This window comes from Phormidesmis sp. 146-20, from assembly GCF_052939475.1.
Map to the genome: position 1 here is coordinate 1 of NZ_JBJPHT010000026.1, position 15,260 is coordinate 15,260.

General features: G+C 47.6%; 13 protein-coding genes. 7 read left to right on the plus strand and 6 right to left on the minus strand.

The window, feature by feature from the left end:
* Nucleotides 1-43: 43 nt before the first annotated feature.
* Nucleotides 44-343, minus strand: coding sequence for a response regulator (locus ACKFKH_RS19375; RefSeq protein WP_446859978.1), 300 nt, complete (start codon nt 341-343; stop codon nt 44-46).
* 292 nt (nt 344-635) lie between these two features.
* On the opposite strand from ACKFKH_RS19375, the gene ACKFKH_RS19380 reads away from it, so the two are divergent.
* The 6 genes from ACKFKH_RS19380 to ACKFKH_RS19405 all read left to right on the plus strand — a co-directional run bounded on the left by ACKFKH_RS19380 (nt 636) and on the right by ACKFKH_RS19405 (nt 7,793).
* On the plus strand, nt 636-2,906 hold the full coding sequence (locus ACKFKH_RS19380; protein ID WP_446859979.1) for a CHASE2 domain-containing protein: 2,271 nt from the start codon (nt 636-638) through the stop codon (nt 2,904-2,906).
* A gap of 118 nt (nt 2,907-3,024) precedes the next feature.
* Nucleotides 3,025-5,034 (plus strand): biosynthetic arginine decarboxylase, encoded by a 2,010-nt coding sequence (gene speA, locus ACKFKH_RS19385; RefSeq protein WP_446859980.1) that lies wholly within the window; start codon nt 3,025-3,027, stop codon nt 5,032-5,034.
* 401 nt (nt 5,035-5,435) lie between these two features.
* Entirely contained in the window at nt 5,436-5,708 is a 273-nt protein-coding gene (locus ACKFKH_RS19390; protein WP_446859981.1) for a hypothetical protein, read from the plus strand.
* Nucleotides 5,705-6,082 carry a clan AA aspartic protease gene (locus tag ACKFKH_RS19395; protein WP_446859982.1) on the plus strand — a complete coding sequence of 126 codons (378 nt, stop codon included), beginning with the start codon at nt 5,705-5,707 and terminating at the stop codon, nt 6,080-6,082. Before ACKFKH_RS19390 ends, ACKFKH_RS19395 begins: the two co-directional genes overlap by 4 nt.
* 191 nt (nt 6,083-6,273) lie before the next feature.
* Nucleotides 6,274-6,747, plus strand: a complete 474-nt coding sequence (locus tag ACKFKH_RS19400) for a protein tyrosine phosphatase family protein (RefSeq protein WP_446859983.1) — start codon at nt 6,274-6,276, stop codon at nt 6,745-6,747.
* A gap of 17 nt (nt 6,748-6,764) precedes the next feature.
* Nucleotides 6,765-7,793, plus strand: a complete 1,029-nt coding sequence (locus tag ACKFKH_RS19405) for a heme-dependent oxidative N-demethylase family protein (protein WP_446859984.1) — start codon at nt 6,765-6,767, stop codon at nt 7,791-7,793.
* On the opposite strand, the gene ACKFKH_RS19410 is transcribed toward ACKFKH_RS19405, so the two are convergent.
* Together ACKFKH_RS19410 and ACKFKH_RS19415 are read right to left on the minus strand one after the other, a co-directional pair.
* On the minus strand, nt 7,762-8,937 hold the full coding sequence (locus tag ACKFKH_RS19410) for an MFS transporter (RefSeq protein ID WP_446859985.1): 1,176 nt from the start codon (nt 8,935-8,937) through the stop codon (nt 7,762-7,764). The genes ACKFKH_RS19405 and ACKFKH_RS19410 overlap by 32 nt on opposite strands.
* A 98-nt stretch (nt 8,938-9,035) precedes the next feature.
* Nucleotides 9,036-9,575 (minus strand): Rieske 2Fe-2S domain-containing protein, encoded by a 540-nt coding sequence (locus ACKFKH_RS19415; protein ID WP_446859986.1) that lies wholly within the window; start codon nt 9,573-9,575, stop codon nt 9,036-9,038.
* 495 nt (nt 9,576-10,070) lie between these two features.
* On the opposite strand from ACKFKH_RS19415, the gene ACKFKH_RS19420 reads away from it, so the two are divergent.
* Nucleotides 10,071-12,245 (plus strand): PAS domain S-box protein, encoded by a 2,175-nt coding sequence (locus ACKFKH_RS19420; RefSeq protein WP_446859987.1) that lies wholly within the window; start codon nt 10,071-10,073, stop codon nt 12,243-12,245.
* Here the strand turns inward: ACKFKH_RS19420 and ACKFKH_RS19425 are convergent.
* The 3 genes from ACKFKH_RS19425 to ACKFKH_RS19435 all read right to left on the minus strand — a co-directional run bounded on the left by ACKFKH_RS19425 (nt 12,235) and on the right by ACKFKH_RS19435 (nt 15,134).
* The gene (locus tag ACKFKH_RS19425) at nt 12,235-12,450 is read right to left on the minus strand and encodes a hypothetical protein (protein WP_446859988.1); all 216 of its coding nucleotides are present in this window, start codon (nt 12,448-12,450) and stop codon (nt 12,235-12,237) included. The two genes, ACKFKH_RS19420 and ACKFKH_RS19425, sit on opposite strands and share 11 nt — an antisense overlap.
* A 206-nt stretch (nt 12,451-12,656) precedes the next feature.
* Nucleotides 12,657-14,900 carry a heavy metal translocating P-type ATPase gene (locus ACKFKH_RS19430; RefSeq protein WP_446859989.1) on the minus strand — a complete coding sequence of 748 codons (2,244 nt, stop codon included), beginning with the start codon at nt 14,898-14,900 and terminating at the stop codon, nt 12,657-12,659.
* A gap of 36 nt (nt 14,901-14,936) precedes the next feature.
* Nucleotides 14,937-15,134, minus strand: coding sequence for a heavy-metal-associated domain-containing protein (locus ACKFKH_RS19435; protein WP_446859990.1), 198 nt, complete (start codon nt 15,132-15,134; stop codon nt 14,937-14,939).
* Between the last annotated feature and the right edge of the window lie 126 nt (nt 15,135-15,260).

Sequence of the window (15,260 nt, forward strand, 5' to 3'; positions counted from 1 at the left end):
TAGTTCATTAGATCTCAACTTCTGACCTTTGACACAATTTATTTTACAATCCCATAATCCAGGGGCGATGAGATGACCACTCTTGGCGAATCAGTTGAGTGGTTTCTAATCCATTCATTTCTGGCATTTGCACATCCATCAGAACCACATCATAAACATGCCGCCGGAGAGCCTCTAGCGCTTCTAAACCCTGTTCTGCAATATCTGCTTGGTAGCCCATATGTAATAAAAATCGTAATGCAACTTTCTGGTTAAATGGATTGTCTTCTACTAAAAGAACTCTTAATGGTAAAGGTTTAGACTTCTCTAAGGTGGCGAGGTCAACGTCTATTGAATGATTCATAAGGCAGCAAGCACACTGAACTTTTGAAAATTGATATCTGTCGAGCGCGATCGACCCACAAAATCATTCGCACTCAACAGTTCAATCCTAGAAATCCCTTGTGACAAACTTGTGAAAAAAGCAGAGACACTGGAAGACATTGGACATTGGATGGATAAAGCAGCATCTACTGTCTCCGGTCTACCGTCTCCGGTCTACTGTCCTACTTTAGTTTGGATTCCAGATGGTCTGTTAATTCGCCTTGATCGAGGGAATCTTAGAGCCAATTAAACTCTCTCGATAACCGGATCGTATGTGGGCAAAGCTAGGAAAAGCATTATGGCAGTGGCGCGGGGTCTTGATTACTGCACCCACTGTCGCAGGAGTTTTGATGGGATTGCGCCTGACGGGTGTTTTACAGTCCCTTGAGTTGGCAGCACTTGATCAGTTCTTTCTGCTGCGTCCTGCGGAAGCGATCGACCCTCGAATTGCGATCGTAGGCATTACAGAAGCCGATGTGCAAAAGCTGGGTAAGTGGCCGATGTCAGATGCGGTGTTGACAAAACTATTGAAGACCATCAAGCAGCAACAACCTAAAGCGATCGGACTTGATCTTTATCGAGATTTGCCTGTCCAGCCTGGATATTCTGATCTGGTTAAAGTGTTTAATTCAACGCCCAATTTAATAGGAATTCAGAAAATCGTCGGGGGCGGAACGGGATTTGCAGTCAATCCTCCCCCTGTCTTGAGCAAACTGGGACAAGTAAGTGCTAATGATTTGATTGTGGATACCGATGGCAAAGTGCGGCGTGCCTTACTCTCAGTCAAAGATCAACAGGGACAAACGATCGGTGGACTGGGAGCAGCGATCGCACTCACTTATCTTGACACTCAAGGCATCAAACCTGAGATGCTCGATGCAGACAACCATCGTCTCAAGCTAGGAAAAGCCATTTTTGAACCGTTTCAGAAAGATGATGGGGGCTATGTGCAGACCGATGCAGGCGGCTATCAGATCTTGTCTAACTTTCGCAATCTGAGAGAAGGCTTTGCCACCATTTCGATGACAGATGTGTTGGAAGGTCGGATGCCTGCTGAGTTTGCGCGCGATCGCATTGTCTTGATTGGCGTGACCGCAGCAAGCTTGGGTGATACGTTGTTGACTCCTTATAGTAGTGGACTGGGGAATCGATCGCTGAAGGCGGTGAGTGGCGTGACGATTCATGCAGATGTGGCGAGTCAGCTTGTCAGTGCTGCAATAGATGGGCGCAACCAGCTTCGAGTCTGGTCTGACCCGGTGGAGTTTGGCTGGGTGGCGGTGTGGTCGATCGTGGGGGCAACGATTAGCTGGGCGCTGCGTCATCAGGGCAGTACGGTTAAGCAAGCGAGTCGTCGATTGACCCAAAAGCTGCCGTTAAATTTAGTCAGCATTGTTTTGTTGGGGAGCGGCTTGGTTGGAGGCAGTTTTCTAGCGTTTTTGCAAGGCTGGTGGATTCCGGTGGTGCCGCCTTTGTTAGGAATGGTGGGGTCGGCGGTGGTGGTTACGGGCTATGTGGCGAGTACGGCGGCGGGAATGCGTCAAACTTTTGGTCGCTACCTTACAGATGAAGTCGTTGCCAGCCTCTTGGAGTCGCCTGAAGGTCTCAAACTGGGCGGCGAGCGGCGCAAAGTAACAATTATGATGTCTGATTTGAGAGGGTTTTCTGCGATATCAGAACGAGTCTCCCCAGAAACTGCTGTTGCATTCATCAATCTGTATCTAGAATCGATGACGCAGGTGATTAACGAGTATAAGGGCACCATTAACGAAATCATGGGCGATGGTATTTTCGTCATGTTTGGCGCTCCCGTTCAGCGAGAGGATGACGTTCAGCGATCGATTGCCTGTGCGATCGCGATGCAGTTAGCGTTGGAGAGTGTCAATCAAAAGATTATCGAAATGAATCTGCCTGCTCTAGAAATGGGCATTGGCATCAATACAGGTGAAGTACTTGCTGGCAATATTGGATCTCATCGTCGTGCTAAATATACCGTTGTGGGTAGCCATGTTAATCTGACGGCTCGGATTGAGTCTTATAGTGTGGGCGGACAGATTCTGATCTCAAAAGATACGCTTAAAGAAGTGGCTCCTATTGTGCGGGTCGATGGACAGATGCAGGTTCAGATGAAGGGCATTCAAGACCCCATTAGCCTTTATGAAATTGGTGGAATTGGCGGCGAGTTTAATTTATTTTTGCCCAAAGAAGAAGCTGTAACCCTGACTCCTTTGCGTCAGACGATTCCATTGCAATATCGAATTGTGGAAGGAAAACACTTGTCTGAAACGTTCTATCAGGCGACGATCGTTAAGCTCTCTACGCATACTGCCGTTGTTTACTCTAAGCATTCGGTAGAGGTGTTAAAAAATCTGCAAATCAATCTGTTGGCAGGCAGTAGTAAGGCTAGAGGATTGGGTGATGTCTATGCCAAAGTGGTTGAGGTGCCAGCCGACAATTCTCACCATTTTTGCATTCGATTTACTGCGATGCCTCCAGAGGTTGCGGCGTTACTTTATTATTTGCGGCAGGAGGGGGATGAGGGATGAGGGATGTTATGCCAAATCAATTTGTCAACTGCTGCAAGAGGTACCCTAGGGAACTCACAAGATTGGGAGGGATGCGATACACTGACATCTCAAACCGATTTTGTAAGGGGAAAAGATGATGGGGGAACGCCCAACGACAACCAAAACGGACACCAAGATAGACGAGAAGTCACCGAAAAAAGACTCGTCGATCGTACTCAACAACAAAGTTACATCACTCACGATCGCCAACCCACCCAAAACCTGGACGATCGAAGACAGCGAAGAACTTTATCGGATTAAAGGTTGGGGCGATCCGTATTTTTCGATTAATGCGGCGGGTCATGTGACGGTCTCACCCAAGGGCGATCGGGGCGGTTCGTTGGACTTGTTTGAGTTGGTGAATGCGCTGAAAAAGCGGAATTTAGGGTTGCCTTTGTTGATTCGTTTTTCAGACATTTTAGAAGATCGAATTGAGCGATTGAATGCAGCATTTTCGAGGGCGATCGCTCGTTACAATTATGCGGGCGTTTATAAGGGCGTTTTTCCGACGAAGTGTAATCAACAGCGTCATTTGATCGAGGATTTGGTTCGGTTTGGTCAACCGCATCAGTTTGGGTTGGAAGCCGGATCAAAACCAGAATTGATGATCGCTTTAGCATCACTCAAAACACCAGGTGCGTTACTGATCTGCAACGGATATAAGGATCGAGAATACATAGAAACGGCAATGCTGGCGAGACGATTAGGACAAACACCGATTATCGTTTTAGAACAAGTCGAAGAAGTGGAATTAGCGATCGAGTCCAGCAAACGTTTGGGCGTGCAGCCGATTTTGGGCGTGCGGGCAAAACTAAGTGCAAAAGGAATTGGCCGCTGGGGAACGTCGGCGGGCGATCGGGCAAAGTTTGGCTTAACCATTCCTGAAATCATTCGGGCGGTCGAACAACTGCGTGACGCAAACATGTTGGATTCGCTGCAACTGCTGCATTTTCACATCGGTTCCCAAATCTCTGCTATCAGCGTCATTAAGGATGCCCTACGTGAAGCGGGTCAGATTTATGTCGAACTGGTAAAACTCGGCGCAAACATGCAGTATTTTGACTGTGGTGGCGGTCTGGGTGTGGATTATGACGGCTCTCAAACTAACTTTCACGCCTCCAAAAACTACAACACTCAAAACTACGCCAACGATGTCGTCGCTGCGATCAAAGATGCCTGTACGGGTGCCAAGATTCCGGTGCCGACGCTGGTGAGTGAAAGTGGACGTGCGATCGCTTCTCACCAATCCGTTCTCGTTTTTGACGTTTTGGGCACGAGTGAAGTCCCTTCTGACACGCCAGAACCCTTGCAGGAAAACGAACACCTGGTGATTCGCAATCTCTATGAAACCTATAGCTCGATCGCGTCCGAAAACTTTCAAGAGGCCTATCACGATGCAACCCAGTTTAAAGAAGAGGCGGTAAGTTTGTTTGGGTTTGGCTATTTGAGTTTGCCAGAACGGGCACGAGCCGAGCGATTGTATTGGGCTTGTTGTCATAAGATTTTGGCGATCGCGCGTCAACTTGATTATGTCCCCGATGACTTAGAAGACCTGGAAAAGATCATGGCATCAATGTATTACATGAATCTTTCCGTGTTTCAATCTGCGCCAGATGCCTGGGCGATCGATCAACTCTTTCCGATCATGCCAATTCACCGCTTGGATGAGGAGCCAACCCAACGCGCAACGCTGTCTGATTTGACCTGTGATAGTGATGGCAAAATTGACCAATTTATCGATCTGCGCGATGTCAAGTCGGTATTGGAGTTGCACAAACTAAAGCCAGGTGAGTCTTACTATCTAGGAATGTTTCTCAACGGAGCCTACCAAGAGATTATGGGCAACTTACACAATTTGTTTGGCGACACCAACACGGTACACATTCAACTCACGCCAAAAGGATATCAAATTGAACATGTGGTGCGAGGGGACACGATGAAGGAGGTGTTGGGCTATGTGCAGTATGACGCGGAGGATATGATTGAGAGCATTCGCCGCCAAACTGAGCAAGCGCTAGAGGAACACCGAATCACGCTAGAGGAGTCTCAACTTCTACTCCAAAACTATGAGCGTAGTTTGAGCGGCTATACCTATCTGTCGCCCTAATTTTACGTGAATTCGACAAAGGTTTTCCACTTCGTTACTCAACGCTTCTGCCCCCCACCCCCCCAATTCTGGGGGACTTTCGGGCAAGATTTCTCGTTCAAAGTCCCCCAATTTTGGGGGATTTAGGGGGCAGAAGCCGAATTAAACGAAGCGAAACCGCGAGAATTACAGGTTGTTTAATTCACGATCCTAAGCAATTTCGACTTAATCCTCTCAGTTCAAATCTGACAGCTAATTCTCTCTTAAAATGGAGCTATTCATCAATCAGCACAGAAGGAGCGCTCTCTAACAATCCTCATCGCTTCGCAGCCGTGTGGCTTTATCGCTCATCTCAAAAGGTGAAACAGATACCCAACTGTTCAAGGTAAAATGAGATAACGCAGACACTGAAGGTTAAGGCTATGACCGTTCGACAACCTCGCTACAGTAAAGAGGAGTTTGCTCAAAGAGGAGACGAAATCTATGAGTCCCAGGTACGCTCTCAAGTTGAAGAAAGCAACGAGGGGAAGATTGTCGCAATCGACATCGAAACCGGAGACTTTGAAGTGGATGCTAGTGAAATTGCTGCCTGCGATCGCCTCGAAACTCGGCATCCTGATGCTCAAATCTGGATTGTTCGCATTGGTTCCCGCCATGTTCGTCGATTTGGCGGACGTACCCAGAAATCTCTATGATTGTGGGAATTGTCAATGCGGAGTTTGAAGCGATTATTTCACTGTCAGTCTATGGCTTTAGTGGAGAAGTTCATGCCCAAGATGCGATCGTAGACACAGGTTTTAACGGTTGGCTTTCACTCCCCTCAGATTTGATTGCCCAGTTAGATCTGAAGTGGAAAAGGCGAGGACGAGCCATTCTTGGAGATGGGAGTGAATGTGTTTTCAATGTTTACGAAGCAATTATTGTTTGGGATAAAGTCCTTCTAACAATTCCAGTTGATGAAGCTGATTCGGAACCACTGGTGGGAATGTTGCTTATGGAAGGCTACCAGCTAACGATGCAAGTGTTTGAAGGAGGTCATGTTGAACTCTACAAAGTTAAAACAGTCTGACAACTGCGCTGCACACCAACCTTGTTGAGCACTTTTGCGGAGTCTGAGAAGATACAGCCTCTTCACTGCTTACTGTCACTAAAGAAGTTGATTTGTTTGGGTGAGCCGATCGCTCACTTCTCCAATGGTATAGAACAATATTGTAGAATTAAGTCCTCTGCAAACCTGAGAAGAATTCAAGGAGAATCAGCATGTCTGGTCAAATTGAAGAGATTTTTAACTTTCTCAAACTGTCCGATCGCCTCGCCACAGCAGGTCAGCCCACCGAAGCACAGTTTCCGGCGATCGCTCAGGCGGATTATCAAGTAGTGATCAACTTAGCGGTGCCCGAATCCACCAATGCGATTGCCCATGAACCCGCGATCGTACAATCGTTAGGAATGGAATATGTTCACATTCCAGTGATTTGGACTGAGCCAACTTTGGATGACCTCGATCGCTTCTTTACGATTCTGAATACGAACGCTGAAAAACCCATCTTTGTCCACTGTGCGATGAATATGAGAGTGTCAGCTTTTATGTATCTTTATCGTCGCATTAATGATCATATGAGTCACGAAGCTGCATCACAAGATTTATACCAAATTTGGATTCCGAATGATGATTGGCAGAAATTTATACAACAGGCGATCGAACACTATCAAGCCCAAAATTTGAACCAGTAATTTAACACTTTGATTCAATGATTCTAGAAGAAGTCTTCCAGGAAATTGGTGTTACAAAATCGCTGCGGTACTTTCCCCTTGCAAACGGCCGTTATGAAGTTAAGCCTGGTTTGTTCTGCTTGGGTACTGACTTTGGTAACGGGCAAGCCGATCGACAGGTGTTTCAATTCGACGAAAATTTTGCTGACTACCGACGTGTCAAGCTGCGCGATCGCTCAGAACGCCTCGAAAAGTATTATCAAACCTGTAACTATTCGGATCACGTAGCCAAGGCGATCGCTCGTTTGATGGTTGATCGTCTCACTCACGAACATCCCGATCAGTTCCATCTGCAAATTTCAGAAGACGAATTTACTCTAGACTGCATTCTTACAAACGAGACTTTGCACTTTGACCAAGATCTGAAATTACTGTCAAGTCGCACCTCTGTAACTCCTCCCTATGTCTCTGCTCTCGATGCGCTGGCGGCTCAAATTCAAGAAGATGTGGCAGTGATTTGTCGGACAGGCGATCGAGATTGGCTGAGTGCGATTCATCTATGCGCCCCTAACTACTGGTCGGCAGAGCAAAAAATTGGGAAGACATTTGCAGAAATTCATTCTCCTGTGGCAGGCATGGAGCGAATGAACGTGCGATCGGCGGCGATCGTCAATACGATGATCTCTCATAATCCGTGGGTGCGCTTTGCTTGGGGGCTGACCACTGATACTCGCCTCAATCATCACCCTATCCCGCCGCCTAACATTTCTCAAGCAGTCTGGCAGGGAAGGCAATTTGATCCGACTGACCCCAAGCTGTATTTGAGAATAGAACGGCAGGTGATCTGGGGATTGCCAGATTTGGAGACGGCCCTGTTTACGATTCGTACTTATTTTTGGGATTGTCAGTCGCTGAATGGAGAAATGCGGGAAAAGTTGAGAGCAGCGATCGCTTCCATGAGTCCTCAATCACTGGAATACAAGGGATTGTCTAACAGTCAGCAAGCGATATTAACTTGGCTTAAAAACTCAGAATTTAAGTCACCTGATATTGCCTGCGAGTCTTAATTGCCAACGCTAAAACTGAAAAAGTGAGAATACCAGCGAGATAAAATGGGTAAGCATAAGTTTCAGGATGAGATTGGTTTACGATCAGTCCAGCGATGACTGGCCCAAACGCATTAGAAACACTTAAATATGAAGAATTTAACCCCATTACAGTACCTTGTTCTTCAGGTCTAGCATTTAGAGAGATCAACGTGCTAATCATCGGCTGAACTAAAGAATTAAACAGTGAAAAGAATACGCTGACAATCACAAAATAGACAATGTTTGACCAGATTGGCATTATCACAAATGAAAGACTGCGAACAAACAACGCTAAAAACAAAATCATGCCAAGATTGAGTTTACGTGTCAAAAGAGAAACGCCTTTTGTTTGCATAAAGACACCCAGAATGCCAAACAAAAAGAACATCATCGTGAGAGATTGATTATCCTGACTCAAAACACTCAAAAAATAAGGCTGGAACGCATAAGTAAACATGGTAAACGTCGTTCCGGTTAAGAAATTAATGATCAAAAGAATCCCAGTTTTGGGAATTGTCAATCCTTTGATCAAGTTTTCTAAACCCAAATCGAAAAGGTTGTGCCCTGGGTCTGCTTTGACTTGTAGCGTTTCAGGCAAAAAGACGATCGTTGTCACCAAAGCAATCAGCGCGATCGCTGCCGACATCATAAATGACGCGCCTAGAGAAATCTGCTGCGCCAACAAACTCAATGCTGGCCCCAAAACGAATCCTAGCCCAAATGCTGCCCCAATAATGCCGAATCCTTTTGCCCGATTTGCAGGCATTGTCACATCCGAAATGATCGCTTGAGCAACTGACGCATTGCCCCCGGTTATCCCGTCTAAAAATCTCGCAAAAAACAAAATCCCTGCTGTTGTCGCTGTTCCTGCAATTAAATTCGCAACGACAGTTCCGGCTAGACTGATGATCAATAGCGGCTTTCGACCAAAGCGATCGGAGAGTTTCCCAATCACCGGAGTCGCAAAAAACTGAGCGACTGCATAGGTCGAAAACAGCAGGCTTGTCTGAAAATCAGTTAACCCAAATTGTCTCCCGTATAAGTAGAGAACGGGAATTAAAATTGTGAAACTCAGCGCATTGATAAAAGAGATGAGAGCAGTGATCCAAAACGTGCGATTCATACAGTGGGCAGCAATGACAAGGCATACGCACCTTACCACGCATTCTCTGTCTACATCCTCTGTCCAAGAGTGAGAATCGCTGCTCTCATCGGGGCAGATTACACTGCTTTTCGAGGGTCAATGGCTGGAGCGCGATCAACTAGTCGAACCTGATTTTGTTTGACGACCACCGAGACGATCGGCAGCGATCGCTGGGCTGGGCCGTTGGTGACTCGACCTTGACCATCAAACCGTGAGCCGTGACAGGGGCAAACAAACTGCTGGCGATCGGACTTCCATTCCACTGTGCAGCCCAGATGCGTGCAGACCGGCCGAATCGCGTATTCTGCAATTTTTGCCTTCTGAGTGACGACTAGATAAACCAGATCATCCTTCAAACCTTTGACGGGAATCGGCTGATTGGGTTTTGTTGCCAAAAGAGCATCGGCGCGAATCGGTTTGCCCTTGAGGTCGAGGGCGCTCACTCCCGGAAGATAATCTTTGCAGCGAGAATTGAGCGGGGAAGAGGCACACAATGCCTCAAGCTCCACGGTTTGACTCTGACTGGTTTTGGGAAAGAGAAAGCCGATCGCGACCGTGCCAATTCCACCACCAATGAGAACCTTCAGAAATTTTCGTCGCTGGTTTAGAGTATTCAAGGGTTTAACCAAGATAGAGGTGCGATGGGTAGCGTAACGCAGTTTTTGGTTGAGTTAGATTGAGGGGTTGCAGAGTCTAAAATGTACCGCCCTCCCTTTAGTGTTGTCGAATCTGTGCTAAACCGACAGGATTCTAAGCCGCTAACTTTGTGTAGATAGGAGTTGATGTTGTTAAGGGAGATGCAGCGATCGCCAAAACAATGTCAGTTTGTGATCGATTGAAAAACCATCAGCAGACCTTTAAATCAGTGCTTGTTAAAACGCCTGAAATATTTTCTCTAGTCAGCCTTTAAGCTACGATGGGCACTCTAAGGGTATGTGAACTTGACAGATTCTGAGTCCGCGATTCAGCACTTTTGCTTTCTAACTCCCCATTCTGAGCGACTTTAGAGCAAGTGTTCTGACTCAGAAACCATCACAGCAACTCCTTTTATCGAATCTATGCTAAGCCCAAGTCACCCGCTTTCAACTTTTTGCTCTCTCTAGATCTGCCCCATGACTACTCAGAAATTGACAGATGCCGCCAAAGAGCAATTCTTTCAGCTATCGATCGACTTGCTCTGCATTGCCGGATTTGATGGATATCTGAAACAACTCAATCCAGCTTGGCAAAAGACTTTGGGCTTCACATTAGAGGAATTGCAGTCAACGCCTTTTATCGAATTTGTGCATCCCGACGATCGCGCTGCAACGCTGGCAGAAGCGGAAAAAATCACTCAAGGGATTGAGACAGTCTCGTTTGAAAACCGCTGTCGCTGTCGAGATGGTTCCTACAAATGGCTCTCCTGGGCGGCAACGGCCGTTTCTGAACAACACTTGTTTTATGTCGTCGCGCACGATATCAGCCAGCGCAAACAAGCCGAAGCAGAACTTCAACGATCGCAACAAAAGCTTGCTCTATTGATTCAACAAAGTCCGATCGGCGTGATTGAATGGAACACCCAGTTTGAAGTGGTGGCGTGGAATCTGGCGGCGGCGATGATTTTTGGCCATAGCAGTGACGAAGCGATCGGGCAAACCGCAGAATTTTTGTTAACTGAGACGGCAAAACCTCACGTTGATCACTGGCAACAGCTTCTCACACAAAAAGGTGGCAACCGCAGCACCCATGAGAATCTTACTAAACAAGGAACTACGATCGCCTGTGAATGGTACAACACTCCACTCATTGATGCGGCTGGGCAAGTGATCGGAGCCGCTTCGCTCGTGGTGGATGTCAGCAGTCGGCAACAGGCAGAAATTACCCTTCAGCAAGCCAATGAGAAACTAGAAGCCAGCGTTATAAAACGCACCGCCGAATTGCAGCAGGTGATCGCTCAACTCCAGGCAGAAATCGGCGATCGCACCAAAGCAGAGACTCAACTTCAAAACAGTCAACAACTTCTGCAAAGCATTATTGACAACACCAGTGCCTGCATTTTTGTTAAAGAGTATTTGCACACCGATGGCACCTATCTATTAATCAATCGTCAATTTGAAACGCTATTTAACTGCGATCGCAAACGGCTCAATGGCAAAACCGACTATGATATCTTTCCTCACTCCGTTGCCAAAACGCTGCGGGACAACGATCGGCAAGTGATGGAAGGCGGCAACCTGTTTCAGATTGAGGAGATGGTTCCCCATGCTGATGGACTTCATACCAGCGTTGTAGTCAAGGTGCCTCTGCTCAATGATGACAATCAGATCTATGGAATTTGTGGCATTGCAACCGATATTACCGATCGCGTGCGCGGTGAAGAACAACGCCAACAGGCAGAAGACGCGCTTCGTCAGTCTGAATCTCAGCTAAGACAGCAAACCCAGCAGCTAGAACAAACGTTGCAAGACCTGAAACAGGCTCAGGCCCAACTCGTCCAGACCGAAAAAATGTCAAGCCTGGGGCAGCTTGTGGCTGGGGTTGCTCACGAAATTAACAATCCTGTTAGCTTTATTTACGGCAATGTTAACCATGCAGATGAATACACTCAGGATCTGATGCGACTGATTGCGCTTTATCAATCCCACTATCCCGATCCAATCCCTGCGATTGCTCATGAAGTAGACGCGATCGACCTCGATTTTCTTATGGCAGACTTACCCAAGCTAATGGCCTCGATGAAACTGGGGGCAGAACGCATTCAAGAGATCGTCTTGTCACTGCGAACCTTTTCTCGAATGGATGAATCTGACATGAAAGCAGTCAACATTCACGAAGGGATCGACAGCACGCTGATGATTCTGCAAAATCAACTTAAAAAACAACCCAATTATTCTGCGATCCAAATCATCAGAGACTACGGAGAGTTACCGCTAGTGGAATGCTACGCGGGACAGCTTAATCAAGTGTTTATGAATATTCTCAGTAATGCGATCGACGCGCTCAACGAAGGCAATCGAGATTGGCGAGTGATTCGTATTCGTACAGAAATTGATTGCTCTGATGTCACCATTTGGATTGCTGACAACGGCTGTGGAATGTCACAGAGCGCCCAACAGCGAGTTTTTGATCCATTTTTTACGACCAAGCCGATCGGCAAAGGCACCGGGCTAGGATTGTCTATCAGCTATCAGATCATCACCGAGAAGCATAAAGGCTCATTACAGTGCATTTCATCTCCCGACAACGGGACAGAATTTATGATCAAGATTCCCATCCGTCAAACCTTAGCCGAGATGATTAGCGATTAGCTGGCTTACTCAAAAACCACCAAAGCTCCAGTCCAATGAGCGCCACGCCTCCCACAATGACTCCTGCTTTGAGAGCGATCGGTTGTTCGATCCGCTTAAACTGATTCGCCGAATCTATTGGCATCTGTGGCATCTGTGCCCTGGCTGCTGAAGTAGAAAGCATCATCAAGCCTGCTAAACATCCTAAAACGTTACGTCTGCTCATACTAAATAGTTTCCTGCTATCAAAAAGGGCGTGAATTTGATGAAGTTTCTTCGCTTCGTTGTGCTGTCCTTCTGTCCCCCAAGCTGCCAATTTTGGGAGACTTAAAGATAAGAATTGCAGCGAAGCCTTTCATCAAATTCATATTAAAAACGATGCTGAAATACAGATCCGATTAATATATTTTTTCATCCCTCCTCCCTCCTCCCTCATCCCTCCCTCACCCGAAAGTTTCGCAAACGCAGCGCATTCGTGACCACCGAAACAGAACTCAACGCCATCGCTCCTCCCGCAATCATTGGACTGAGCAACCATCCAAAGAATGGGAATAAAACACCCGCTGCGATCGGAATGCCAGCAATGTTATAAACAAAGGCAAAAAAGAGGTTTTGACGAATATTTCTCATGGTGGCGCGACTCAGTTGAATGGCCGTGACAATGCCCTGGAGATCACCAGAGATCAACGTAATATCACTCGCCGCGATCGCAATATCGGTTCCGGTTCCGATCGCAATGCCGACTTGTGCCTGGGCGAGTGCTGGAGCGTCATTGATGCCATCCCCCACCATTGCGACGATTTTTCCCGCTGACTGTAAGGCAGCAATTTGATCGGCTTTTTGACCAGGGCGCACTTCCGCAATCACTCGCGTAATCCCGACTTCGTGGGCGATCGTTTCAGCGGTTTGACGATTGTCTCCGGTCAGCATGATCACCTCTAAGCCAAGTTTTTTGAGCGATCGGACGACCTGTTTTGAAGACGGTTTGAGCGCATCGGCAATTCCCAACAGTCCCTCAATTTTGCCCTCCACTGCAATCCAGACCGCCGTTTTGCCAGCCGCTTCTAACTGCGCTTTTTGAGACTGCAACCGTTGAGACTCAATGCCGAGTTCTTCCATCCAGCGCTGGGTTCCAATCTGTACCAAAAGCGTTGTGACCCTTCCCTCAACGCCACTGCCCGCGATCGCCGCAAAATTTTCTACCTGGCTCAATTCCACTTCTTGAGACTGAGCATACCGAACGACGGCCGCTGCTAAGGGATGTTCTGACTGATGTTCGATCGAGGCCGCGAGTTGTAGAAGCCTGAGTTCGCCCGTACTTCCCTTCACGGTTATAAAGTCTGTAACGGTCGGTCTCCCTTGCGTTAGCGTTCCGGTTTTATCTAGCACGATCATTTGGATTTTATGCGCCAGTTCGAGACTCTCGGCACCCTTGATCAAAATTCCGTTTTCGGCTCCTTTGCCCGTGCCCACCATGATCGAAGTCGGTGTCGCCAATCCCAAAGCACAAGGACAGGCGATAATCAGCACGCCAACCGTTGTAATCAAAGCCAGCGTCAAGTTTCCGAAGGCGACAAACCAGAGAATGAACGTGGCGATCGCAATGGCAATGACAACGGGCACAAACCAACGAGTGACACGATCGGCTAATCGTTGAATCGGCGCTTTTGACCCTTGGGCTTGCTGCACAAGTTTGACAATCTGAGCCAACATCGTGTCTTTGCCCACGCGAGTCGCCCGAAACTTAAAGCTCCCAGTCTGATTAATGGTCGCCCCGATCACGTCGTCTCCAGCTTGCTTTTTGACAGGCATACTTTCGCCTGTGACCATCGACTCATCCAGGCTCGAAGCCCCTTCTACGATCTGCCCATCCACCGGAATCTTTTCACCCGGACGCACCACGACGATATCGCCAATCTGAACCGCCTGAATCGGAACCTGCATTTCCTGACCGTTACGGATGATTCGAGCGTCCCGCGCTTGCAGTCCCATCAATTGACGAATGGCATCCGAGGTCTTTCCTCTGGCGCGATGTTCTAAAAACCGACCCAGCAAAATCAGCGCAATGATCACCGCAGCCGCTTCGTAGTAGACTTCTGGCTGCAATCCTTGTGTGACGAAGAAGCCAGGAAACAGCGTGGCAAACAGTGAATAGAGATAAGCGGCCCCCGTTCCGATCGCCACCAGCGTATCCATTGTAGCGGTGTGTCGTTTAAAGGCTTTCCAGGCATTGACAAAAAAAGCGCTCCCACACCAAAATTGAACCGGGGCGGTCAAGACAAGCTGTACCCAAGCATTGTGCAGCCACATCGGAATGAAGGGCACCTGCACCCCCGTCATCATGGGAATCGAGCCAATCACCACGATCGTACTGAGACTGCCTGCCACTAAAATTTGTCGCTTTAGCTGTCGAGAAACTGCCTGACGATTGGCTTGTTCGGCCTCGTCTTCGCCAACCTCGTCCCGTTGCGGAAACGCAGAATAGCCCGCCTCGCTGACAGATTTTTGAATGCTTTCTACATCGGTTTTTTGAGGATCATAGGTGACGATCGCCTGCTCAATTCCAAAGTTAACCGTCGCGACGCTGACCCCCGAAACCACTCGAATGGCCGATTCGATCTGGCTGGCACAAGCAGCACAACTCATCCCTTGCAGCTTGAGTGTAACGGTTTCCATGAGTTTGCTCAGATTCAGTTTTAGGTTGAAATGGAACTACGGAGTAACGGTGTAGCCTGCTGCTACGATCGCCGCTTTAATCGCTGTTTCAGGCTGTTGAGTTTCGACTTTGACCTGTTTGGTTCTGGGGTCAGCTTCGACGGTCGCAGTAGCATCAATATGAGCGATCGCCTCAGTAATCGTCGTAACACACGCAGAACAGGCCATATTGGGAACAGTCAGTTGAAGAGTCATGAGGATTTAAGCTTCAGCAATGTAGAGAAAAGTAATGTGGAGAAAAGTAATCTGGAGAAAACCAATCTGCTGACTCCTATTGTCAGGTCTCCAGTAGACTAGAGAGTCAAGGAAGATTGTTAGAGA